Origin of the sequence: Marinospirillum perlucidum, assembly GCF_003336805.1 — a bacterium.
Taxonomy (GTDB): Bacteria; Pseudomonadota; Gammaproteobacteria; order Pseudomonadales; family Halomonadaceae; genus Marinospirillum; species Marinospirillum perlucidum.
In genome coordinates, this window is sequence record NZ_QFWJ01000002.1 from 256,093 (window position 1) to 279,569 (window position 23,477).

Consider the following 23,477-nt stretch of genomic DNA (forward strand, 5'->3'; position numbering starts at 1 on the left):
CATCTCGCTTTTTTGCAACCCAAATTCAGCTCGGGCACTAAAAAGGTGCTTGGAGTTGTAGCCTGCGATGGGAGGAGGCAGTTTTGACCAGACCCGCTATTCTGGCACTTGAAGACGGCAGTATTTTCCGTGGAACCGCAATTGGCGCTGATGGCCAGACCCTGGGCGAAGTGGTATTCAATACCGCGATGACCGGGTATCAGGAAATACTGACTGACCCTTCATATACCAAGCAACTTGTAACTCTGACCTATCCACACATCGGTAATACCGGCATCAATTCAGAAGACGTTGAATCAGCGTCTCTGGGCGCTGCCGGTCTGATCATTCGTGATCTCCCACTGATTGCCAGCAACTTCCGTAGCGAACAAAGTCTCACCGACTATCTGAAGGCCAATAACCTGGTTGCCATTGGTGATGTGGATACCCGCAGGCTGACCCGAATTCTGCGTGATAAAGGCTCGCAGAACGGCTGTATCCTGGCTGGTGCTGAAGCCGGTGCGGCAGATGCTGAAGAAAAAGCTCTGGCCGCTGCCCGTTCCTTCCCCGGTCTCAAGGGGATGGATCTGGCCAAAGAGGTTTCCACCACTGCAATCAGTCACTGGAACCAGGGCGAATGGGCCTTGGGCGAAGGCTACAGCAAAACCCAGGATGCTGATCAGCCTTACCATGTAGTGGCTTACGACTATGGCGTGAAATTCAATATCCTGCGCATGCTGGCCAGTCGAGGCTGCCGGATTACCCTGGTCCCTGCTCAGACCCCAGCCAGTGAAGTCCTGGCCATGAAACCCGATGGGGTTTTCCTGTCCAATGGCCCTGGTGATCCTGAACCCTGTGATTACGCCATCAAGGCCATTGCCGAGATTCTGGAAACCGAGGTGCCTGTTTTTGGTATCTGTCTGGGTCACCAGCTGCTGGCGCTGGCCTCAGGTGCTCGCTCGGTCAAAATGCCTCACGGCCACCATGGTGCCAACCATCCGGTTCAGGATCTGGATACCAAGGAAGTCATGATTACCAGTCAGAACCACGGTTTTGCAGTGGATGAGGCCAGTCTTCCTTCGACCCTGCGGGCCACCCACAAATCCCTGTTCGATGGCACCCTGCAGGGTGTTGAGCGGACTGACAAGGCAGCTTTCAGCTTCCAGGGACACCCTGAAGCCAGCCCTGGGCCCCAGGATGTCGCTCCGCTTTTTGATCGTTTTATCGGGATGATCGAAGCCCGTAAAAACCAGTCAGCCTGAATTTGCAGCTAAAGAGACCGTCATGCCAAAACGCACAGATATTCAAAGCATTCTCATTTTAGGGGCTGGTCCCATCGTTATCGGCCAGGCCTGTGAGTTCGACTATTCCGGTGCCCAAGCCTGTAAAGCGCTGCGAGAAGAGGGCTACCGGGTCATTCTGGTGAACTCCAATCCGGCCACCATCATGACCGACCCGGTGATGGCGGATGCGACCTACATCGAGCCCATCCTCTGGGATGTGGTCGAGAAGATTATCGAGAAAGAAAGACCGGATGCCGTTCTGCCTACCATGGGTGGCCAGACAGCCCTCAACTGTGCGCTGGATCTGGAGCGCCACGGGGTGCTGGAAAAGTACGGCGTGGAAATGATTGGTGCCAATGCCGATACCATCGACAAGGCCGAAGATCGGGACCGCTTCGACAAGGCGATGAAGAAAATCGGTCTGGAGTGCCCCAAGGCCTCCATGGCCCATAGCATGGAAGAAGCCTGGCAGGTACAGGCCGAGTTGGGCTTTCCCTGCATTATTCGCCCTTCTTTTACCATGGGTGGTTCCGGTGGTGGTATTGCTTATAACAAGGAAGAGTTTGAAGAAATCTGTACCCGCGGCCTGGATTTGTCACCGACCAACGAACTGTTGATTGATGAATCCCTGATCGGCTGGAAAGAGTACGAGATGGAAGTTGTTCGTGATAAGAACGACAACTGCATCATCGTCTGTGCGATTGAAAACTTTGATGCTATGGGTGTGCATACGGGTGACTCCATTACCGTGGCACCAGCGCAAACCCTGACGGATAAAGAATATCAGATCATGCGCGATGCCTCCCTGGCGGTTCTGCGTGAAATCGGGGTGGAAACCGGCGGTTCCAACGTCCAGTTTGGTATCAACCCTGATACTGGCCGCATGGTCGTAATCGAAATGAACCCACGGGTTTCTCGCTCCTCGGCCCTGGCCTCCAAAGCAACCGGTTTCCCCATCGCCAAGATTGCTGCCAAGCTGGCCGTGGGCTATACGCTGGATGAGCTTCAGAATGACATTACCGGGGGGGCGACTCCGGCTTCGTTCGAGCCGGCCATTGATTATGTCGTCACCAAGATCCCGCGCTTCACCTTTGAGAAATTCCCCCAGAGCAATGACCGCCTGACGACCCAGATGAAATCGGTGGGTGAGGTGATGGCCATTGGTCGTACCTTCCAGGAATCCCTGCAGAAAGCCTTGCGTGGTCTGGAAGTGGGTGCCAGTGGTCTCGACCCTAAAATTGAAAAATGGGATGAAGAAGCTAAAAACCTCTTGAAGCGCGAACTGCTGAATCCCGGTGCAGAGCGTATCTGGTATATCGGTGATGCCTTCCGTAGCGGCATGAGCCTTGAAGAAGTTTTCCGCCTGACTAATGTGGATCCTTGGTATCTGGTACAGCTGGAAGAACTGATCCAACTGGAAAACCAGGTGGCCAAGACTGCCTTTGGTGATCTGGACCACGCGCTGGTTTACCGCCTCAAGCGCAAGGGCTTCTCCGATGCTCGCTTGGCTGATTTGCTGGGGGTTTCCGAAAGTTCTTTCCGCAAACTGCGTCAGCAACTGGATATTCACCCCACCTATAAGCGGGTGGATACCTGTGCGGCAGAATTTGCTACCAGTACGGCCTACATGTATTCCACCTATGAAGAGGAATGTGAAGCTGAACCCTCTTCACGCGATAAAATCATGGTGTTGGGCGGTGGTCCCAACCGGATTGGTCAGGGCATTGAATTTGACTACTGCTGTGTGCATGCGGCTTTTGCCATGCGTGATGATGGCTATGAAACCATCATGGTTAACTGTAACCCCGAGACGGTTTCCACCGACTACGACACCTCTGATCGCCTCTATTTTGAGCCGGTAACTCTGGAAGACGTGCTGGAAATCGTTAATAAGGAAAAACCCAAGGGTGTGATCGTTCAGTTTGGTGGCCAGACGCCGCTGAAGCTGGCGCGTGACCTGGAAGCTGCTGGCGTACCCATTATCGGTACTACTCCGGATGCGATTGACCGGGCTGAAGATCGTGAGCGTTTCCAGCAGATGATTGAAAAGCTGGGTCTCAAACAGCCACCCAATGCCACAGCCCGCAGTTTTGACGAAGCCCTGGCCAAGGCCGAGGCGATCGGCTATCCGCTGGTGGTGCGTCCTTCCTATGTCTTGGGTGGCCGGGCGATGGAAATCGTCTATGGCAGTGACGAGCTGGAGCGCTACATGACCAGTGCCGTCAAGGTATCCAATGATAGCCCGGTACTGCTGGATCACTTCCTCAACGCCGCCATCGAAATCGATGTCGATGCAGTCAGTGATGGCAAGGATGTGGTCATCGGCGGCATCATGCAGCATATCGAACAGGCCGGCGTTCACTCGGGTGACTCAGCCTGCTCCTTGCCACCCTATTCTCTGCCTGCCGAAGTGCAGGATCGTATGCGGGTGATGATTGCGCAGATGGCTCGTGAACTGGGTGTCGTGGGCCTGATGAATGTTCAGCTGGCCTGGCAGGATGGTGAAATCTACATCATCGAAGTCAATCCTCGTGCTTCACGTACGGTGCCCTTTGTTTCCAAGTGCATTGGTACTTCCCTGGCCCAGGTAGCAGCACGCTGTATGGCCGGTACCAGCCTTAAGGAACAGGGTTTCGAGACAGAAATTATTCCGCCTTTCTTCAGCGTCAAGGAAGCGGTCTTCCCCTTCAACAAGTTCCAGGGCGTTGACCCCATTCTCGGCCCCGAAATGAAATCGACTGGGGAAGTTATGGGTAGCGGTACGACCTTTGCCGAAGCCTTCCTTAAGGCCCAGCTGGGTGCCGGTGAGAAAATGCCCAAGGCGGGCGGCAAAGCCTTCCTCTCGGTCCGTGAGGTGGATAAGCAAGCCATTCTGGGTGTTGCTGCTTCCCTGACCAAACTGGGCTACACCCTGGTGGCCACCAGCGGTACTGCTGCAGCTCTCAAGGCAGCTGGTTACGAGGCTGAAGTGGTGAACAAGGTGGCGGAAGGGCGTCCGCATATCGTCGATAAGGTCAAAAATGACGAGATTGTTTATATCGTCAATACAACGGAAGGGCGTCAGGCTATTGCTGATTCCTCCGGCATCCGTCGTGCGGCCCTGCAGCATAAAGTGCCCTATACCACGACGCTGGCCGGTGCCCAGGCTCTTTGCCAGGCCCTTGAGTATGGAATGAATATCAGTGTGCGCCGTTTGCAAAAGCTGCACGCAGGAGAAGTTTAATGCAAAAGAGTCCCATGACTGTTCAGGGCGAAGCGCGTCTTCGCGAAGAATTGGACGAACTGAAAGCCGTAGCTCGCCCCCGGGTGATTGAAGCCATTGCTGAAGCGCGGGAGCATGGTGATCTGAAAGAAAACGCAGAATATCATGCTGCGCGTGAAGAGCAGGGTTTTATCGAAGGCCGTATTCAGGAAATCGAAGGCAAGTTGTCCAATGCCCAGGTGATCGATGTCAGTCAGCTTCCCAAAACCGGCAAGGTGGTTTTTGGCGTAACCGTTGAGCTGATGAACCTGGATACCGATGAAGAGGTCAGCTACACCATAGTCGGTGAAGATGAGGCCGATTTGAAGCACAACAAGATTTCTTTCACCTCCCCGATTGCCCGAGCACTGATCGGCAAGGAAGAAGGGGATGTCGCCCTGGTGAAAACGCCTCGTGGCGAAGTGGAATACGAGGTAACAGAAGTTATCTACGGTTAGCTAGCTTTGTATACCTGGTTGCTTGCAAAACCCCGGCTTAGTCCGGGGTTTTTTTATGGCTGAAAAATTGGGCGCTGATCTCTTGCCTGTCCTCTAAGCAGGCAAATCGCACCCCTACCTCCCAATAGTCGTGAAAACCTTAATTGATGTGGGTCACTCTTGCTGAACTTTAGTCGAGCGGGTGCTGGTGGTTGCTGCCTTAATGATGTGATGTTTTGCAATGCAATATAAGCAAATGTTAAGGAAATAATATAGAAAACATAACAAGAACTGCTTTAAAAGCGCCGTTTCTTGGCATTAATGCCATTATTTATATCATTTTAACAGTTTGTGTGAACTGTTTGGCACTCTGTAAATATTTGTTTGCGGGGAAGGGGGAGGCTTGCTAATGTTTAATGGCTAATTAATTTGAATCTATTGCGCAGAACAACCAGTTGGAGTGCAAAGGTATGGCCAGTAAAAGTCACGGTGCATCAGTTGCGCCTAAAGAAAGAATCAACATCTGCTATCGCCCAGCAACCGGCGATGCCAAGGCTCAGGTTGAGCTTCCCTTCAAAGTGTTGGTCCTGGGGCAATTTCGCACCGGAGATGATCCTGCTCCCCTGCCAGAACGGCAGACACAGAATATCAATCGTCAAAATTTTGATGAGGTGATGGCGGCTCAGGGTCTGGAGATGAGTTTCAGTGTGCCCAATTTCTTGAATGAAAATGAAGACGAACTCAATGTGGAGTTGGCTCCTGAATCACTGAAGGATTTTGAACCGGATCAGCTAACCGATGCTATTCCCGAACTGAAAAAAACCTTGGAATTACGTGAAGCCCTGAAAGCGTTAAAAGGGCCCTTGGGAAATACACCGACCATGCGTAAAACCATTCAAATGATGTTGGAAGACACCGGCCAGCGTAAGAAGTTGATGAGTGAACTGGGCATCAGCGCCAAAGCTAAAGGCAACTCCAGCCAATCCGATGGCGCGGACTCTGAATAAGTAAGAGGTGGGTTATGAGTGAACAGGTAAAAGAACAACCCCTGGTTGGTGAAATCCTTGGATTTACCCGCCTGGAACAGGAAGACACTGGTTATTTGCTTGCCAAGCAGGGCGTTGAGCTGCTGCTGGGAGAGCTGCTGAGCAAGGATGAGCCCGTGGCTCGCGTTGATAAGTCCCTGGTCGAGCAAATGATCGATGAGCTGGATGAGCGCCTGGGCAAGCAAATGGATGCCATCCTGCATGCCACAGAATTTAAGCAGGTTGAAAGCACCTGGCGGGGTCTGGACTTCCTGGTGCAGCGTACCGATTTCAATGAAAACATTCAGGTAGAAATCTATAACGCCAGTAAGGAAGAGCTGCTGGAAGATTTCCAGGATGCACCGGAAGTGAGCCAGTCTTCCTTGTTCCAGACTATCTATACCAAGGAATACGGACAGTTTGGTGGTGAACCCTATGGTGTGGTTGTCGGCGATTTTGCATTCTCGCCTAGTACGCCTGATATCCAGCTGCTGGAACAGATGGCAGGCTTGTCTTCCATGACGCATGCCCCCTTTATCAGCGGTACTTCACCAGCCTTCTTTGGCCTGGAAAACTGGTCTGAACTACCTGAATTGAAAGAAGTGGAGTCCTTGTTCGAAGGCCCTCAGTACATCAAGTGGCGTGGTCTGCGTGAACAGGAAGATTCACGTAATCTGGGTCTGGTTCTGCCGCGTTTGATGGGTCGCCCCCTGTTTGGTGAAGACAAGCCGGTGCGCAGCTTTGTTTACCAGGAAGAAGTCGAGCAGGAAGAAGACTACCTGTGGATCAACGCCAGCTACGCCTATGCCACTCGCCTGATGGACAGTTTTGCGCGCTATCGCTGGTGCCCCAATATTATTGGTCCACAATCCGGTGGTGCTGTGCTGAATCTTCCGGTTCATGTGACAGAAATTGAAGGCACCCCGGCAACCCTGGGCCCGATTGAAACGACTATTTCCGATCGTAAGGAATACGAGCTGTCCGAGCTTGGCTTTATTCCACTGACTCAGCGCAAGAATGCTGATAATGCCACCTTCTTCTCGTCCAATTCCGTGCAGCAACCCAAGTATTTCGGTACGGATCCCGAAGCCAAGGTGGCGGAGTTGAACTACCGCTTGGGAACCCAGTTGCCCTACCTGTTCATCATCAACCGCCTGGCGCACTACATCAAGGTGTTGCAGCGCGAGAACCTGGGTAGCTGGAAAAGCCGCGCCGATCTGGAAGGTGAGCTCAACCGCTGGATTCGCCAGTATGTTGCGGATCAGGAAAACCCCTCTCCTGCTACCCGCAGCCAGCGTCCTCTGCGCCGCGCTCAGGTAACAGTGACCGAAGTGGATGGCGAAGCAGGTTGGTATCAGGTGGGCTTGCAGGTGACTCCGCATTTCAAATTTATGGGAGCCAACTTCACCCTATCCCTGACCGGACTGCTGGATCGCGTTTAATTGCTAGATAATTTATTGAATTTTCAGGAGAAGTAAGATGCCAAATGTAATTTATATGACTGTTGAGACGGCCGACGGCGATGCATTGAGCGAAGGCGCATCCAGCGAAGAAAGTATCGGTGCGTTTTTCAAGTCCGGCCATGAAGATGAAATCTTTGTTACCGCCTTTGATCACAAAGTCAGCATTCCTACCGACCGCCTGACCGGTCAGGTGACGGGTAACCGTAAGCACGAGTACTTGAAAGTGCGTAAGCTGATCGACAAAAGCTCACCGCTTCTGTTCCAGTGTCTGGCCGAGCCCAAGCACCTGGTTTGTACTCTGCATTTTTATCGCAGTGCAGATACCGGTAGTGATGGCCAGCCGGTTCACTACTACACCATCGAGCTGGAAGGCGCGAAGATCGTTGATATTCGTACAGTTTCTCCAGATTTTCTGGATCCGGCCAACGACGAGAAAAATGCTTACGAAGAAGTTTGCATGACTTACAGTAGCATTACCTGGAACCATGAAGTGGCTTCCAGTACCGCTATTGATAACTGGGCCGGGGAGTAATGCTGAATGGGTAAAGGGCTGGGTGTCTTGCTATTGGCTTTGCTCCTGGTGGGTTGTGCCAGTCGACAACCTGAAGGAGAAACCTGGATTAATTCCATTGCAGCTTCTTACCAGGAGTCGGATAACCAGACCCCCTGGGTCTGGGAACCAGGTCCTGACCGCTGGATTTACCAGGGTCAAGCCGAGCAGCCGCCCAGCCTGAGTGCCGGTCAATTAGAGTATGAAGCGGAATCCCTGCTGCTACGTTTTCACGCAGCAGCAGGCCTCAACGAACGCCAAGGGCGCCCCCATACTCTGGCAGTCAAAATCCTGCAGGTCAGCGATATAGGTGAACTGGATAGCTATCGCAGCTCCTCCTTCCGCTTGTCCGACCTGATGCGTGCAGATGCCAACCAGCTGAACGCCAGCTTTCTCAGGGAAAGACGCCTGACCTTCTCGCCCGGAGAAAGCAGAACCCTGGTACTCAACCGCGTCAAGGATGCCCGTTATCTGGTTATTCTTGCTGGCTACTATCAGATGAGTGATGAAGCCAGTGTTGAAGTTCTGCCGATTCCGGCTGTTACCCACCGTAATCCCCCCTCAAAACCCTGGTGGCGTTTCTGGCAGAGAAGTGATCCTTTGCCAGACCAGCCAGCCTGGCTCAAGGTCTGGGTCAACCTGGGTGAAAATCGAATCGGCACTGTCAATGCACGTGCACTGTGAAACCTGGACATAAGGAAAACAACCTTGACTAGCAAACCTATTTACTGGCATCAGGGGCTGTTCCTGCAACCTCAGCATTTCCAGCACCTGGATGCTTATCATCAGCAGATGCAGCAAGCCATCCGCCAGGCTACTTCTTGCCTGCCCTGGGGGGTCGCTTCCTACGAGCTGGATCATAATGCCTTGTCAGCCAACAAGGTGGCTTTCCGTCGTCTCAGGGTGCTCCTGCGTGACGGCACCTGGTTTGATTTTCCCGGCAATGCCGAACTGGAAGATCTGAATATTGATCAGGCAGCCTGGCCTGATGTTAGTGAAGCGCTGGAAGTCCACCTGGTCATTACCTCTGCGCGTCAGCGTCAGCCGGTGCAATCAGCTCATGAAACCGGTTTGAAAAGCCGGTCACGTTATCTGTTGCAGGAAAAGCCCGAGCAGCTGCCCGACTACTACCAGCCTGGCGAAGAAGTGGAAGCTCCACTGCTGACGCTCTACGGCAAACTTGTCACTCGGGCCCAACTGGGCGAAATGAGTGGTGTAGAAAGCCTGCCAGTCTGCCGCCTTGTGCACCAGCAGGATCAACTCCTTCTGGACCCGGATTATCTGCCTCCGATGCTAACCGTCACTGCTGTGCCGGAAATGCATCAATGGTTGCAGTCTTTCCGCGATGAACTGGTTGCCCGAGCTCAGCAGCTGGAAGACTATAAGCAGGCACCCACGGAATACCGCAATTCGGATTTTAATCCGCGTTTGTTGCGCTATCGATTGGCACTCCAGGCATTGGCGCGTCCGGTGCAGGCTTTTACCCATCTGTTGGAGCTGGGAGAAGTACCGCCCGAGCGGGTTTACCAGCAGGTGCGTGAACTGATTGCCGATTTGAGCTGTTTTTCCACAACCGCCAATGTTCGCGGTGAGATGCCCGGAGCGGGTCTGAAGTTACCTGCTTATGATCACTTGCAGTTGGGCAATTGTTTTGCTGGTGCCCGCGAACTGGTGAACCGTCTGCTTAATGAAATTGCCCTGGATTCCGAAGCCCTGGCGCGCTTCAAAGAGATCCGTCAGGGTCAGTATGAACTGGATCTGCCGGCTCACTTTCTGGATTCGGGACAGGAAATGTTCCTGGTGCTGCGGACCCAGAAGGAGCGCCCCCAATGGCTGCGTTCTTTCCAGCAGTTCTCCAAGTTGGGTACTCCGGCGCTGGTTCCGACTTACCAGTCGCGGGCTCTGCCGGGTATTGCCAAGCAATTGCTGGAAGTTCGCCCTGAAGGTCTGCCGCAGCGTCCCAACTCCACTTACTTTGCCCTGCAGCGCAATGACGATGCCTGGATGGCTGTGGAACGCGAAGGGGTTATGCAGCTGTCCTGGAATGATGCACCGGATGACCTGGTGGCTGAGCTGGTGACGATCAAGGGGTAAACCATGCGAATGATCGATTGTTTTATTGAGGTACTCGCTTACGTCAAGCAGGTTCAGGAGAAAGTTGATGCCGGTGGTTTTGAACCGGATATCGATGAAGTCCATACCGAGTGCGAACGTCTGCTAGCCGACAAGGCTCTGGTTTACGCCAGTTTGGGGTATCGCCGGGAGCATTATGAAAAGGCCCGCTTTGCCGTGGTGGCTTTTATTGATGAGACGCTCATGTCTTCCGGCTGGCAGCATGCTGATGCCTGGGGAGCCCGGCAATTACAGAAAAAATACTATGACACCGCTAATGCCGGTCAGGAATTCTTCCGTGAACTGGATTCCCTGACACTGATTGATCCAGCGGATCAGGATGTACGCGAGGTTTTTTACTACTGCCTGGCATTGGGTTTCAAGGGGCGCTTTTTCAGTCCTTCTGAACAGGCTTATCTGGAAAGGCTACGTATGGAAAATTTTGAGCTTTTGTCTCAGGGGCAAAAGCATCCGTGGGATAGCGAAGTGTCTGTATTGACACCTGAAGCCTACCCCCAGGTGCCTAAGTCTACCCCCCGGCATCGCAGATTTTCCTATTTGCCATTGTATCTGGGCGGTCCCTTGCTGCTGGTACTGGTGGCTTATGGCCTTATGAGGATGGAAGTGGTGGCACTGGCTCAACGCCTGGTGGCACTGATCTAGCCGTCCATGAATAGAGAAAGGAAGGCTGACTCGTGAAAACGTTTCTGAAAATACTCCTGTTTATTTTTGTTTGGGCGCTCATTGCCGGGGCGGTTGTTTTTGTCGCTCTGCTCTTGGGCTACCCCCTAGCAACAGGGATCACTGCAACCCTGGCTCTGTTTGGGCTTTGGTTACTCTACCGTTTAGGTAAATGGGGCTTGGCACGCTGGCGTGCCCGGGCAAGAGCCAAGCGACTTCTGCAGGAAGGCGAACCTGATACTACCCAGGCTTCAGCCAATGAAGATACCCAGCAGCTGGATGCCAGCTTCAAGGGCTTGATGCGCTTTATGAAGGACAGCCCACTGGTCGATAAGGGGTTGGAACCTGAATACGCTCTGCCTTGGTATCTGTATTTGGGTGAGGAAGAACAAGCAGGTGATCTGCTTAAGGGGGGTCGGGTTTCCCTGCCGACTGATATGGATGCCCAGTTAAATAAAGAAGGTTCGGCGATCAGCTGGTGGCCTTTTAATGAAAGCCTGCTGGTGCAAATCCCCAACCATCTCTACAAGGATCTGGATGAACAGGATGCCGAATGGCGTCACCTGCTTTACCTGCTTTCCAAAAAGCGCAGTGAAGAGCCCATCAATGGTTTGATTCTGCCCATCGACTGGTCCTGGCTGGAAAGCCAGAGCGAAGACAACCTGTTTGAACAGGGGCTGGAATTGCGAAACCAGCTGGGTCAGATGATGAAAGTCATCAAAACCCGCTTCCCGGTATATTTTGTCCTCACGGGCATGGAAAAACTGGACGGCGTGGCCAATTGGCAGGAACAGCTTCCCACCCACCTGAAAGATCAGGCTGTGGGCCAGTTGAATAATCAACAGCAGGAAGCCGACGAATTTATTGAAGGCAGTCTGGTACACATTGCCGAACGCCTGAAAGACCTGAATGTTTATATTCTGCGTGGTGGCGATCTGGCTACGGATGCCCTGGTGCTGCCAACTCGTCTGGCTGAACTCCAGGGGCGCTTGCACCAGTTTACTCGCGGTGTCTTCCAGGAGAGTGTCTTTGAAGAACTGCCTCGCCTGCGAGGTTTCTATCTGGCCTCATCCCTGCCGGGTGAAGGGGAGCAGAAGCTGCCGCAGGGCCTGTTCTGCCATGACTTTTTTACCAAGGTTTTGCCGAATGAACGCAACCAGACCGAAAAGGTTCCGGCAGCCGTGCGTGCAGAGAAAGCCATTCGCAATACCTGGGTGGCGGGCTATGCTGCAGTCTTTATTTTGGTACTGGTCACGCTGGGCTTTATCTACCGTCAGGACACTCTATTTCTCGAAAATATGACCGAACGCTACGCAGGTCAGTTAATCGAGCAGAGTGACTTTAATAACAACATCGACGTCAACTACAGTTTGGCTAGTCTTCTGGAGCAACTGGAAGAACACAGCTTTCTGCCCTGGCTTAATGATGTGACGGCCACACCCGATTTCCAGTTGCGGCTCAATCGTATGCTGGTCAAGCGAGTGGAGCAGAACCTGATTGACCCTCTCGACAAGCATTTGCAATTTGCTGCGGAAAAACAGCTGTTCGAGACGGATCTGGTCGGTGATGAACTCAGTCGCGAGATGGCCCGTTTTGTCGGTCAGCTGGTTCGTGAAATCAATCTTCTGCAAGCCTTGGAAGAAGGGGCTGATGAAGCCGCGTTACGTGAATTGCCTCCGGCTTATACGCGTGAGGATGATGAAGTCCTGGCCTCATTAGATATTGCTCAGTTAAATGCCCTGAACAATCTCTATTTGGATTTCCTGATTCGTCACAACAATCCCCAGAAGCTGGAAGCAAGACTGCAAACCAAGCGTGCACGCTTGCAGAGAATCTTGTCCAAAAGTCCGGGTAGCCTGGACTGGTTAATTGATTGGGGTAACCAGGCTGCCAGGGAGGCTGAAGTCCGCCTGGGGGAGTTTTGGCGGGGCATCCGCGCTGAACAGGATGTGCGAGTACCCGCCGCTTTCACTGCAGAGGGTAAGGCCCAAATTGATGACTTTATCGAGCAGCTTCTGGCTACCCAGGAAGTTGATGAAAATGCAGCGCGCGTGGATGAACTCATCCCTGGTTTTCAGGAAAGCTACCGGGCGCGCTACCTGGATGCCTGGAAAAACTTTGCACTGAATTTCCAATCCGGTGTGGATGTTCTCTCCGGTGATAACACCTGGCGTCAGGCTGTTGATCTTCAGGCCACCACACGTAACCAGCATTTTGCACTTCTGGATCGCATGGCCGTTGAACTGGAGCCCTTTATGGATGAGGAAGCGCCGGAATGGGTGCACCTGGTCAGCATCTATGAAGCCATGAAAGCCTTTGCTCCGGATGCCGCCGGTGAAGATAAAAGTGCTCTCCAGAAGATGGCTCTGAAACTGCTTAAGAAAGTAGGGAAACTAGGTAAGTTGCTGGCCAAGATAGGCAAGAGCGCTGCAAAAGCCCAGGATGGTTCCGGCCCTACCCCGGAAGAGCAGGAAATGATGGTGGAAAGAGCCGCCGCGCTCTTGGGTGAATACCAGAGCAATATTCGCGGCATGGCACAGGATTCCCAGATTCCCTCCATTGCCCATCTGAGCATGCTGGATCTGTACGCCAACCCGGATAACCCGGCTCAGGGGCAAACCTCCTTGGCTGCCGGTTACGGCAACCTGGCTGATCTGCAGGGGCTACTGGGTAGAAACACCGATTTTAATGAACCCTTTTGGGCGGTTTTCCGTGGTCCACTGAACATGTTCCGCCGTTATCTGGTGCAGCAGTCTGCGGATGAAATGCAGGAACTCTGGGAGCAAAACTTCCTGGCTGCTACCGATGGTGTGCCCCAGGAACGGATGGCCGATTATCTTTATGGTCCTGAAGGCCTGGTCTGGATTTTTAAAGCCGAGCATCTGGATACTTTTATTGAACGGCGTTTTGGTGCCGGTTTTGCTCCGAAACGAGCTTTTGGCACTCCCTATCCATTGAATGACGAGCTCTTGAACTACCTGGCTCGAGCCGACGAATTCAAGAAACAGAAACAGGATTATTATTCGGTTATTCTCAGTACGCGGCCAATTTCCACCAATCCGGGAGCCCGCCGTTTGCCTTCCAGCATGCTCTTGCAACTCCAGTGTGAAGAAGGGCTGCAGGAGGTGGAAAACAGTAACTACCGGGTGGATGCGGAGTTTGTCTGGACTCCAGACTGCACCAATGTGCGTCTGACCATCCAGGTTGAGAACTACAGCTTGGTGAAAAATTACCGCGGCCCCTATGGTTTTCCCGAATTCCTGGAAGACTTTGCCGATGGCGCAGAGCGTATCTCAGTGGATGAATTCCCACTTTATGCTGATCGACTGGCGGAATGGAATATCGACTATTTTGATCTCCAGTTCGGCTTGCGCGGACATGGGCGGGTCATTGATGTCCTGAGTGCCAGCCGTCAAAGACTGCCACGCTATATTGTTGATTAACCGGGACGTCCAGATGCCTTTAATTGATCAAAGTAATGTGCCCTTGGGCTACCGGTTGCCACCAGGCCAGAGTTCGCTGCCCTGTCGTCTCCTGGTTATAGCTGATCTGGGAGCAGACAAGGCCGCTACCCAGGCGGAAAACCTGCCCTCAATAGATGCTTGGCTGGCTAAGAATCAGCCATTGCTGGAGCTTCAAGGTGAAGGCTGGAGTGCTTCAATTCGGGTCGGTGGCCTGTATGACCTGGAACCCAGTGCGCTGTTAGCTCAACTACAGCGGGGAGCTGTGACCGACCTTGAGGATGATCTGGCGCAGTTACATCGCCAGCAGCAGGAACTCTTCCTGGTCAACAGGATTCTCCACCACCCACGGGTTCGCCAACTGGAAGCCAGCTGGCGCAGTCTGGATAAACTGCTGAAATTGACTCGTTCAGCCGAGCAGGTGGAAGTTAGTTTCCTGCATATGCAGGCCAGACATCTGCAAGAGGAATTGACCAGCCAGGAGCTGGAAGCCACGGAACTATTCGATCTGGTTTACTCGCGTGAACTGGGGCAGTACGGGGGCGAGCCCTATTCGGCCCTGGTTGTGGATGCAGCCTGGACGCTGACTTCCAGTCATGATTTATCCCTTCTTGCCAACCTGGCACGCCTGGGGCAAATGGCGCATCTTCCTGTCATTACTTCGGCTGCAGCAGCTTCATTTGGTCTCTCCGATTTTAATGAAGAGCTAACCCGCGAGAAGCTGCAGGAGCTGGCTTCCAGTCCGCGGTATATGAAATTCCGCCAGTTGGCGGCAACACCGGCAGCTCGCTACCTCTTGTTGGCTATGCCCCGAGTGCTTTTGCGGCCTCCCTATCAGGAGCATCTACAACAGAACTGGTTTCAAGAAACACCGGAAACCGGTGAAGAGGCACTGGTCTGGGGCAATGCCGCCTATCCCCTGGCAGGTTTGCTATTGCAAAGTTTTAACCAACTGGGTGCCTACACTGGCTTGCTGGAAGCCTCGGGTAGTCAGGACTATCTCTATCCGCCTTTGCAGCTCACTAGCGCTCAGTTGGCTCAAGCTCCTTTGGAGAGCCAATGGAGCCAGGCTCGTGTTGCCGAATTAACTCAGGCGGGTTTAACCGCCTTTGTTTCCGGTGGTCGCGGAGATGCTCTGGTTTGTGAAATGCCGGTGATGCTACAGGCGGCCAGCCAGAGTGATGATGGCGTACATCCGGATAATCAGCTGGTTTATCTGATGACCGTTTGCCGAGTGGCCCATTACCTGAAACAAGCCATGCGTGAACTCATTGGTAGTAGCGTGACTATCCAGGAAGTCGAAAACGGACTTAACCAATGGCTGCAATCTATTGTTTCCGCACAGGAAAAGCCAACAGCAGAAATCCTGCACCGCAAGCCATTCCGCTCGGCTGAAGTCCGTTTGGCAAGAGGAGAAACAGGGGCCGCAGAAATGCAATTGCAGCTGCAGCCACATTTGAAATATCAGGGAGAAAGTTTTGCTTTGAGCCTTGTTGCTGAATTGCCAGGAGAAACTCATGGCTAGACCAGGATACATGAAAATAACCGGTGCCGATCAGGGTGAACTACAAGGCAGTGTAGATGATGACCGCTACGGTGAAGGCCTGATCAAAGTCTTGTCATTGACGCACAAGGTCGCCCGTTCCGGTGAAAGTGAAGGCGGAGTGCTTAATGCGGCAGTGACTCACCAGCCCATCGAACTGGTTAAGCCCATCGATACCTCCTCACCGCTTCTGAATCAGGCTTTATGCGAACAGGAAGCCCTGGATGTCTTGATTACCTGGTATCAGGCCGATAACGAGGGTCAGCAGGTGCCTTTTTATCAAATCGAACTGGAGAAGGCACAGATCCTGTCACTGACAACGGAAATGCCCGATTGTAACCAACCCTCGCAGGATGGCTGGCATTATCTGGAGCGTTTGCGCCTGGTTTACAAAAGTATCGCTTGGCGAATGGGACCCGGGGGTGAGCAGGAATTCATGACCCAGGTCCGTAAGGCAGGAGACTAGATGATGCCGCTACTGGATCGTCTGGGGCTAGGAACATCCGGCCCGAGTCTGGCAGAAGATATTGGCTTGAATCTCGAGCGTTTGGTCAATCTGCGTAAAGGAACGCTACCGCTGGACCCCCGAATGGGGCTGGAGTTGTTGCCGCAGTTGCAGCTGGGCGCTGACGAGCAGCAGTTGGAAGCCTTGATGCATGCCATTCAAGAACAAATCCGTCGCTATGAGCCTCGACTCAAAGCCACCAGTTTACGCATGCAGCAGATAAAAGATGCCCTCCTGCTGCAGGCCGAGCTTCAGGCTAATCAGGGGCACGTGGAATTTTTGCTGGTTTACGGTAAGGACCAGTATCTACAGGTTCACCTGCCGGGAACTGCCACCTATCAGAAGGTATTGGCCCATGTTTGATCTTTATTATCGGGATGAACTGGATCGACTGCACCAGTTGGCAACGGACTATGCTGAGAAAGAGCCTGAGTTGGCTCGTCATCTGGTGCCAGGCAGCGATCCGGATGTTGAAAGACTGCTGGAAGGGGTTGCCTTTTTAACCGCTGGCTTGCGGGACCAGATGGAGCGTCAGGCTCCCGAACTGACACGCAACCTGTTGGAGGTGGCCGCACCCAACAGCCTGTTGGCTCTGCCCTCAACAACCCTTTTGCAGGTTCAGCCTCGCTCCAGTCTGAAAGAGCCTCTGGAACTACCGGCCGGCACTCCCGTGGGCAGCAATCCGCGCCTGGATAAAAAAGTGGTTTTTACTACTTCCCAGAATTGCCGCATTCTGCCGCTGGAAATGACCGCTTGTGAGATCAGCGAAACATCCAGCCAAAAACAAGAAGCAACCCGTGTCTTGGATCTGGAGTTCCAGGCCAATGCCATGACTTTGGCAGAACTACTGGATGACCAGCCGCTGGATGTTTTGATTAGTGGCAAGCTGGCACAAAGAGCCGACATCTATTGGCTTTTGGTGCATGCCAGTGAAAACCTTGAAGTCCTGATCGATGGCCAGAAACAGGAGCAAATAGCCTGTCGAGTGGGCCCCAGTCCCAAGGGTTGCCCACTGGATGCCGGAGATCTCAATGCTGCAGTAAAAGGCTATTTTCATAACCCGGAAACCAATCTGGCCATGCAGCTAACTTTTTCGGGAATGGAAAATCTTGCGGCAACCCGAATGACACTCAGGTTTTACCTGGATGACTCTCGAATCAGTCTGCCGCGAGTGGGTGTGGATAACTTTCATCTCAATACCGTGCCCGCTCACAATCTATTCACACGCCAGTTACCACCTTTTTTACGCAATGACTTTCTGCTGAGTCAGCCGCTGCAAGTAAGATCACGTCAGGGCGAAGATCTTTTGATTCAGAAAATCAAAAAAGTGGAAGGCAGCTATTCGGATAATAATGAAAGCCACGTGTATCAGCCCTACTGGCAAGTGGAAGAGCGTCGCAAAGCCCATGCCTATCAAATTCGACACAGCCGTAATGAATTGACCGGCTTGCCCGAATTTGGGCTGGTTTTGGCCAAAGGCAAAGAGGTTAAACGGGGCCGCGAAGAAATGCTGCGGGTGGAAGCCCTGTGCAGTAACGGCAGAACGGCTGCAGGTTTGTTGCCCGGTGACTTGAACACTCATGTTCAGGGTTCTCCCGAGCAGGTGGATTTCACTAACCTCACTACAACTACAGCCTGGAAAGCACCCGCTTTGGATCCTGATTCTGAAGAGCGCAAGGTGCTGGACCTTTCCGCGCACTCGGCCAGTATTTTCAGTTACTCAGGTTTGATTCGGCATTTACGCAGCCTGGCTGATCAAGTTAGCCCGGATGAGGCCCAGCGCCACATCAATGAAAAGAAGATCCAAGCGATCCGCGATCTACAGGTGGTTGCCAAGGAGAAACTGCTGGGGCAAGCCCTCTATCGGGGTTTGCAGCTGGAAATCACCATCAGTAGCAACGCCTTTAACAGTCTGGGAGAAACCTTGGTGTTCTGTGATCGACTCAACCAACTGTTTAGCCAAGCAGCCCCCATCAATCATTTTACTGCGTTGAAGGTGAATGAACTCAAAACGGGAGAGGACTTCTCATGGCCAGCACAGCTGAGTCAGCAACTGCTCGGATAAGCCGGGAAGCCCAGCGCTACTCCCTGCTGCAGCTGATTCGCTGGATCAAGGCGGTAGATCCGGGCAGCCAGCTGCGTTTGCGCCCCAACCTGCAGGCCGGTCTGGCTGCGCGTGAGGTTGATGCCGCCTGGAAGGAAGATGATCTCTGGTATGTGCAGATCAATCTGCCCGGTCTTTATGGGCGAACTTCGCCACTTCCGGCCTATATTACCGAGTTGCTGCAACAGGCAGAGCAATCGGAGCGTACAGCTCCTCGGGCGCTTCTGGATTTACTCAATCAGCGGCTTTATGAATTGTTGCTGCTGACCCTGAGTAAAGGGTATCCGGCTGTGCGTGACATCGAATGGGAAGAAACAGGCTGGCAACAGCTGCTCACCCGTTTGCTGGGGGTGAGTCCGGACGATCAAAAAAAGCTGCCACCCGTTAGTTGGTTGCTGCAACACTTTGATTTGCTGACTAGTTCACAGCGTAGCGCAGCAGGATTAAGTAAGCTCTTGCACAGTTATTTGCAGTTTCCGGTTCGGGTCGAAGAATGTGCCAGCAGAAAAGTGTTGGTGGATACTGCCTCCTGGTCACGGCTGGGCGAAGCCAATCATGGTCTGGGTGAAAGTGCCTGGCTGGGCAGTCGCATTACTGATAGCAACGGCAAAATACGTATCCACCTGGGGCCTATCAGTCACGGGCAATATAGTCGATTAGTCAGTGATACCCAGCAATGGCAACTATTGCAGACGCTGGTGAAAATCTATTTGGGCGTTAATCTCGAATGCCAGTTGGTCTTTACCCTTGAACCCCCACGCCAGCAGGTTTCACTGGGCGATGCTGCCTGGGGCTTTTTAGGTAAAAACAGCTGGTTGTTGAAACAAGAAGACAGTGGGCAGCGGGATTATCTGACTGCCAGTTTGACATTGATTAAACGGTAGCCTTGCTGCCTCAGGTCACGATGGAGAGTTCTATGATAAGTTTTCGAGCTAGATGGTGGCTAAGTTGGATGCTGGTAATTTTGGCAGCCATTCTGGTGATCTACTGGAGTATCCAGCAAGCTAACCAGACCCGAATTATTCGCATTGCCACGGCCTCTGCTGGTGGTTACTACTATGAATACGGCAGTCTGCTGAAAGATATTATTGAGCAGAAAGGCGACTATGATGTCGAGCTGCTGGAAACCAAGGGCTCGGTTGATAATCGTGGACGTCTCCTGGAAGGCGAAGCCGATCTGGCGATTATCATGATCGGGTCAGCCACTCTGCATCACCTGGAGTTGGTTGCTCCCCTGTGGCGTGACCAGATGCATCTGGTGGTAAGAAATAATAGTAATATCCAGTCAATGATGGATTTGCCCGGCCATAACGTGGCTCTGGGTGTCGAGGGTTCAGGTTACCGGGCGCAATCCATGTTGATGCTGAACCACCTGGGGATAGATCCCGAGCAAATCGGGATGAATGACTACTATTTTACCCGTCTACTGGAAACGCCTGAGCTGGAAGGTGCCATTGTGACCACCGGGATGCTGAATCCGGATCTCCGCTCGGTGCTGATGAGTGGTGAATTCCGTCTTCTGCCTATCGATTTTGCGGCAGGCTATGCGCTGAACCAAAGTCAGATAAATCCTACAATTATTCCAGCGGGCAGTTATTCCAGTGCCCGGGGTCCTCTGCCAGCTGAAGATGTACAGACGATAGGCACCTTGGCTGTGCTGGCTGCCCGTTCAGGTTTGCCTGATCAGGTGGTTCATGCAGTCCATGAAGCCCTCTTCTCGGAAAGTCTGCGCCGGGATGCACCCACCATGGTGGATATCAACCCGCTGGAAGATCGTCTGCTTCAGTACATGCCCATGCATCCAGCCAGCGCCCGCTATTACAACCCCTATGCCGGTTTTGATGAGCTCTCGCGTACCCTCTCCTGGCTGTCGGATAACCGTTGGCTGCTGCTGGCATTGATTGCAGCCATTGGCGGTGGTTTCCTGCAGCTCAAACAGCTGCAACGTCTGCGTCAGCAGAAGAAAAGAAACAACCTGGAAACCGGGTTGGAAAAAATCTTCCGCGAAGCTGTGGAGCTGGAGAAATCGCAGAAAGAAGCCAAGGATATGCGTTTGCTGTATCGCTATTTGAATGAAGCCCTGAATCTCAAACACCAGGCGGTAGCCCTGGCCCAGGGTAATCACCTGAGCGATTCGGTACTCTTCCTGAGCACCCTGCAACAGTGTGCCGATGTGCTCAGACAGATCGAATGGCGACTGGCTGGCCTGCAGGTTAATGAAATGGCCAGTCGTCAGGCTGAAGCCGCCACCCATAGTTGATTCTAAGGTAGATAATCATGGCTAACCCGGATACCCGCTTTACGTTCGAAATGTCTGACTCGGATACCCTCTTTGAAGTGGTCAGCTTCAAGGGGCATGAAGCGCTGGGTCAGCCGTTTCGCTTTACCCTGGAGGTTTTCAGTGAAGAGGAGCTGACGATCAAGCAGCTGCGTGGCAAGAAAGCCAGGCTTTTACTGGAAGCCCAGGGACGCAGCCGGGATATCTGGGGGGTCGTGGCCCAGGGCAAGGTTAAGGCCCCTCTGGAAGACGGTTATCTCTATCAACTGACCCTGGTTCCCAGGCTGCAGCGTTTGAGCCTGATCGAAACCAACGAAATCTATCTTAAGCATCAACTCCAGGACACCCTGGCCCAGGTATTGGAAGAAGGGGAGCTGGGCTCTTCGGATTATGATCTGGGGCAGCTGGGTGGTTACCGCGACTGGGAATACCGCTGCCAGTTCGGTGAAACCCACCTGAACTTCCTCCAGCGTATTTGTGAACGTGAAGGGGTCTATTACCGTTTTGACCATGCGGATGATACCGACAAGGTGGTGTTTCTGGATGATATTTTCCAGCATGTCAAAGCCGCTGAAATCGAACTTCAGTATCAGCCGGAAACAGGTCTGGTGGTGGAAGACGATCTGGGGCTGCTACAGGTCTGGACCAGCCAGGGCGAACCCCTACCCAAGCACATTACCCTCAAGGACTACAGCAGTGAAACCCCTTCGGTTCAGATTGAAGGCAAGGCTAGTGTTGATGATGAAGGCTTTGGCCATATCTATCGCTACTGTGACAACCTGATTGATGTTGATGAAGCAGAAAAACTGGCTGAAGTTCGGGCCCAGGAAATTGCCATGCAAGGCGAGGTTTTTCTGGGTGAAAGCCGTGATGTCAGCCTGGCTCCCGGTCTGGCTTTCAGTGTCACAGGTCACTTCCGCGAAGCTGATAATGGCGATTTTTATGCATACACCCTGGAGCATGAGGGGTTTAATCCCACTTTCAGTCGTATCAATCCCGCGACTCAACCGGCTGCCTATGTGAATCGGCTCAGGGCATTGCGCTCGGATGTTCAGTTCCGGCCAACGCCTAGCGCTGAAAAACCCCGTTTCCATGGGGTACTTCATGCCATTATTGATGCCGAAGATGAAGGCAAGTACGCCAATATTGATGATGAAGGTCGCTACAAGGTCATCCTGCCGTTTGATCGGGTTCATACACCCGGAGAAGGTCAGGCTTCCTGGTGGATTCCCATGATGCAGCCTTCGGCCGGTACTGGCGGTGGCATGCACTTTCCGCTGTTGAAGGGAACCGAAGTTCTATTGAGTTTTATCGGCGGTGATCCGGATCGTCCGGTTATCTCGGGGGCTCTGCCCAATACGGCCCAGCCCAGCCGGGTCACCAGTGCTAACAAGACACGTAATGAAATCCACTCGGCCAGTGGCAACCGTATCGAAATGGAGGATGAAGAAGGCAAAAGCCGCCTGAAGCTCTTTTCACCCACCAATAACAGTTATCTGCATTTGGGAGCACCCAACCATGACGGGGACGGAGTAACAATCACCACGGACGGTCTTTTTCGCTCGGAATCCATTGGCGGCATGCAAAAACTCAGGTATGCCAAAGACTATACAGTGGATGATAAAGGGGTCGCAGATTTTACTGTTGAAGCTCATGGTGGTGAAGATGGTGATACCTTTGACGAACAAGCCCTTTTTGCTTTTCCCAAGTTCAGTCTGGATACAGCAGGCAGCTATTCAGATGCTGACTTAACTCGTGATGAAGAGTTATCCGGTCAATACCTGATTACCCGACTGGCCGGGGATCAGTACACCTGGACGGATGGCAATACCTATACCTTCGGAGGCAGCATTGATTTTGGATTTGGCAATGCCGATGAACGCAGCTTCTTTGTAGGCCCAGATGATGACCGCTATAGCCATATGACCTGGGATGTTCCTGACAAATACACGGGAGCTACAGACTGGGCATTTGATGAAAATATTAAAGGTACTGACACCGCCTGGTCACCTGGTGACCATCTGATTGAAAAGGTCTGGGGTAATACCTTTAACTACCAAATGGGCAATAACTACTCCTGGGGTGATACTGCCGATTATGAATTTGGGAATGGCTATGCAGAAACTCACGTTAGTGATAGTGGTAAAATCAATCAAAAAGTAGGCAATGATAAAGCCAATAAAGGCGGCCCTTATTTTGATAGTATCAATGGCAGTAATATTCAGTATTCAAGTCCTGATAATGTCATAGCAGAAAAGACCTACGGAGATACCTACGAGTATCGGAACGGCAATCTTCTAGAAGTCCATGATGGTAAGGCTGAAGCTCATCATCATGGCGATTCCCACGATTATCATCATGGTGACAGTTTTGAAGAACTTTATGGTCTAAGTAAATCCATCCACCACGGCCGTGTAGAAGACTTTTTTATGGGTGGCGTAGTAGAAATGCATCTGGGAGCGGGTAAATCAATTAATTTGAATGCCATGAGTGAAATTACAGCAGGCTTGGCCAGCGAAGTCTTCTTGGGTGCCCAAAATGAGATGGCTATTTCTGTAAAAAATGAGATGTACCTGGGGCTAAAAACAGAAATTAGTGCAGGGGGTAAGTTTACCGCAGATGGTTCTTCAGAAATGAATGCCAAAGTATTAGAGGCAGAGGCTAAGGCAACGGAGATTTCTAATGCTGCCACTAAACTAAACAACATGATGATAGAGATAAAGAATCAGAATGCAGGGATTACAAGCAGGACTACTAGAATAAATAATATAATGGCATCAATTAATAATTCCGGCATAACGATGATTAACTGATT

At 52.4% G+C, this 23,477-nt stretch carries 17 protein-coding genes; all 17 read left to right on the forward strand.

What is annotated here, in order from left to right:
* Positions 1-83: 83 nt before the first annotated feature.
* The 17 genes from carA (at position 84) to DFK18_RS03800 (ending at position 23,475) form a co-directional block, all read left to right on the forward strand.
* Positions 84-1,241, forward strand: a complete 1,158-nt coding sequence (carA, locus tag DFK18_RS03720; protein WP_114416870.1) for a glutamine-hydrolyzing carbamoyl-phosphate synthase small subunit — start codon at positions 84-86, stop codon at positions 1,239-1,241.
* Positions 1,242-1,263: 22 nt separating this feature from the next.
* The gene (gene carB / locus DFK18_RS03725; protein WP_114416871.1) at positions 1,264-4,485 is read left to right on the forward strand and encodes a carbamoyl-phosphate synthase large subunit; all 3,222 of its coding nucleotides are present in this window, start codon (positions 1,264-1,266) and stop codon (positions 4,483-4,485) included.
* Positions 4,485-4,961 carry a transcription elongation factor GreA gene (gene greA / locus DFK18_RS03730; RefSeq protein ID WP_114416872.1) on the forward strand — a complete coding sequence of 159 codons (477 nt, stop codon included), beginning with the start codon at positions 4,485-4,487 and terminating at the stop codon, positions 4,959-4,961. Before carB ends, greA begins: the two co-directional genes overlap by 1 nt.
* 449 nt (positions 4,962-5,410) lie before the next feature.
* Entirely contained in the window at positions 5,411-5,947 is a 537-nt protein-coding gene (gene tssB / locus DFK18_RS03735) for a type VI secretion system contractile sheath small subunit (protein ID WP_114416873.1), read from the forward strand.
* Between the two features lie 14 nt (positions 5,948-5,961).
* A complete protein-coding gene (tssC, locus tag DFK18_RS03740) occupies positions 5,962-7,407 on the forward strand; it encodes a type VI secretion system contractile sheath large subunit (protein ID WP_114416874.1) in 1,446 nt (481 codons plus the stop codon).
* A 37-nt stretch (positions 7,408-7,444) separates the two neighbouring features.
* Positions 7,445-7,960: a type VI secretion system tube protein TssD gene (gene tssD / locus DFK18_RS03745; RefSeq protein ID WP_114416875.1), complete on the forward strand. Its 516-nt coding sequence runs from the start codon at positions 7,445-7,447 to the stop codon at positions 7,958-7,960.
* 6 nt (positions 7,961-7,966) lie between these two features.
* The gene (gene tssJ, locus DFK18_RS03750; protein WP_114416876.1) at positions 7,967-8,662 is read left to right on the forward strand and encodes a type VI secretion system lipoprotein TssJ; all 696 of its coding nucleotides are present in this window, start codon (positions 7,967-7,969) and stop codon (positions 8,660-8,662) included.
* Positions 8,663-8,686: 24 nt separating this feature from the next.
* Positions 8,687-10,072, forward strand: a complete 1,386-nt coding sequence (tssK, locus tag DFK18_RS03755) for a type VI secretion system baseplate subunit TssK (RefSeq protein WP_162299672.1) — start codon at positions 8,687-8,689, stop codon at positions 10,070-10,072.
* Positions 10,073-10,075: 3 nt separating this feature from the next.
* A complete protein-coding gene (locus DFK18_RS03760) occupies positions 10,076-10,753 on the forward strand; it encodes a DotU family type IV/VI secretion system protein (protein ID WP_114416878.1) in 678 nt (225 codons plus the stop codon).
* 32 nt (positions 10,754-10,785) lie between these two features.
* Positions 10,786-14,214 (forward strand): type VI secretion protein IcmF/TssM N-terminal domain-containing protein, encoded by a 3,429-nt coding sequence (locus DFK18_RS03765; RefSeq protein ID WP_114416879.1) that lies wholly within the window; start codon positions 10,786-10,788, stop codon positions 14,212-14,214.
* Positions 14,215-14,227: 13 nt separating this feature from the next.
* Positions 14,228-15,757: a type VI secretion system contractile sheath domain-containing protein gene (locus DFK18_RS03770; RefSeq protein WP_114416880.1), complete on the forward strand. Its 1,530-nt coding sequence runs from the start codon at positions 14,228-14,230 to the stop codon at positions 15,755-15,757.
* The gene (gene tssD / locus DFK18_RS03775; protein WP_114416881.1) at positions 15,750-16,241 is read left to right on the forward strand and encodes a type VI secretion system tube protein TssD; all 492 of its coding nucleotides are present in this window, start codon (positions 15,750-15,752) and stop codon (positions 16,239-16,241) included. Before DFK18_RS03770 ends, tssD (DFK18_RS03775) begins: the two co-directional genes overlap by 8 nt.
* Positions 16,242-16,643 carry a GPW/gp25 family protein gene (locus DFK18_RS03780; protein ID WP_114416882.1) on the forward strand — a complete coding sequence of 134 codons (402 nt, stop codon included), beginning with the start codon at positions 16,242-16,244 and terminating at the stop codon, positions 16,641-16,643.
* A complete protein-coding gene (gene tssF / locus DFK18_RS03785; protein ID WP_162299673.1) occupies positions 16,636-18,345 on the forward strand; it encodes a type VI secretion system baseplate subunit TssF in 1,710 nt (569 codons plus the stop codon). Before DFK18_RS03780 ends, tssF begins: the two co-directional genes overlap by 8 nt.
* The gene (gene tssG / locus DFK18_RS03790) at positions 18,309-19,268 is read left to right on the forward strand and encodes a type VI secretion system baseplate subunit TssG (RefSeq protein ID WP_114416884.1); all 960 of its coding nucleotides are present in this window, start codon (positions 18,309-18,311) and stop codon (positions 19,266-19,268) included. Before tssF ends, tssG begins: the two co-directional genes overlap by 37 nt.
* A 32-nt stretch (positions 19,269-19,300) precedes the next feature.
* Positions 19,301-20,644, forward strand: coding sequence for a TAXI family TRAP transporter solute-binding subunit (locus DFK18_RS03795; RefSeq protein WP_281269754.1), 1,344 nt, complete (start codon positions 19,301-19,303; stop codon positions 20,642-20,644).
* Positions 20,645-20,661: 17 nt separating this feature from the next.
* A complete protein-coding gene (locus DFK18_RS03800) occupies positions 20,662-23,475 on the forward strand; it encodes a type VI secretion system Vgr family protein (RefSeq protein WP_114416886.1) in 2,814 nt (937 codons plus the stop codon).
* Positions 23,476-23,477: the final 2 nt, after the last annotated feature.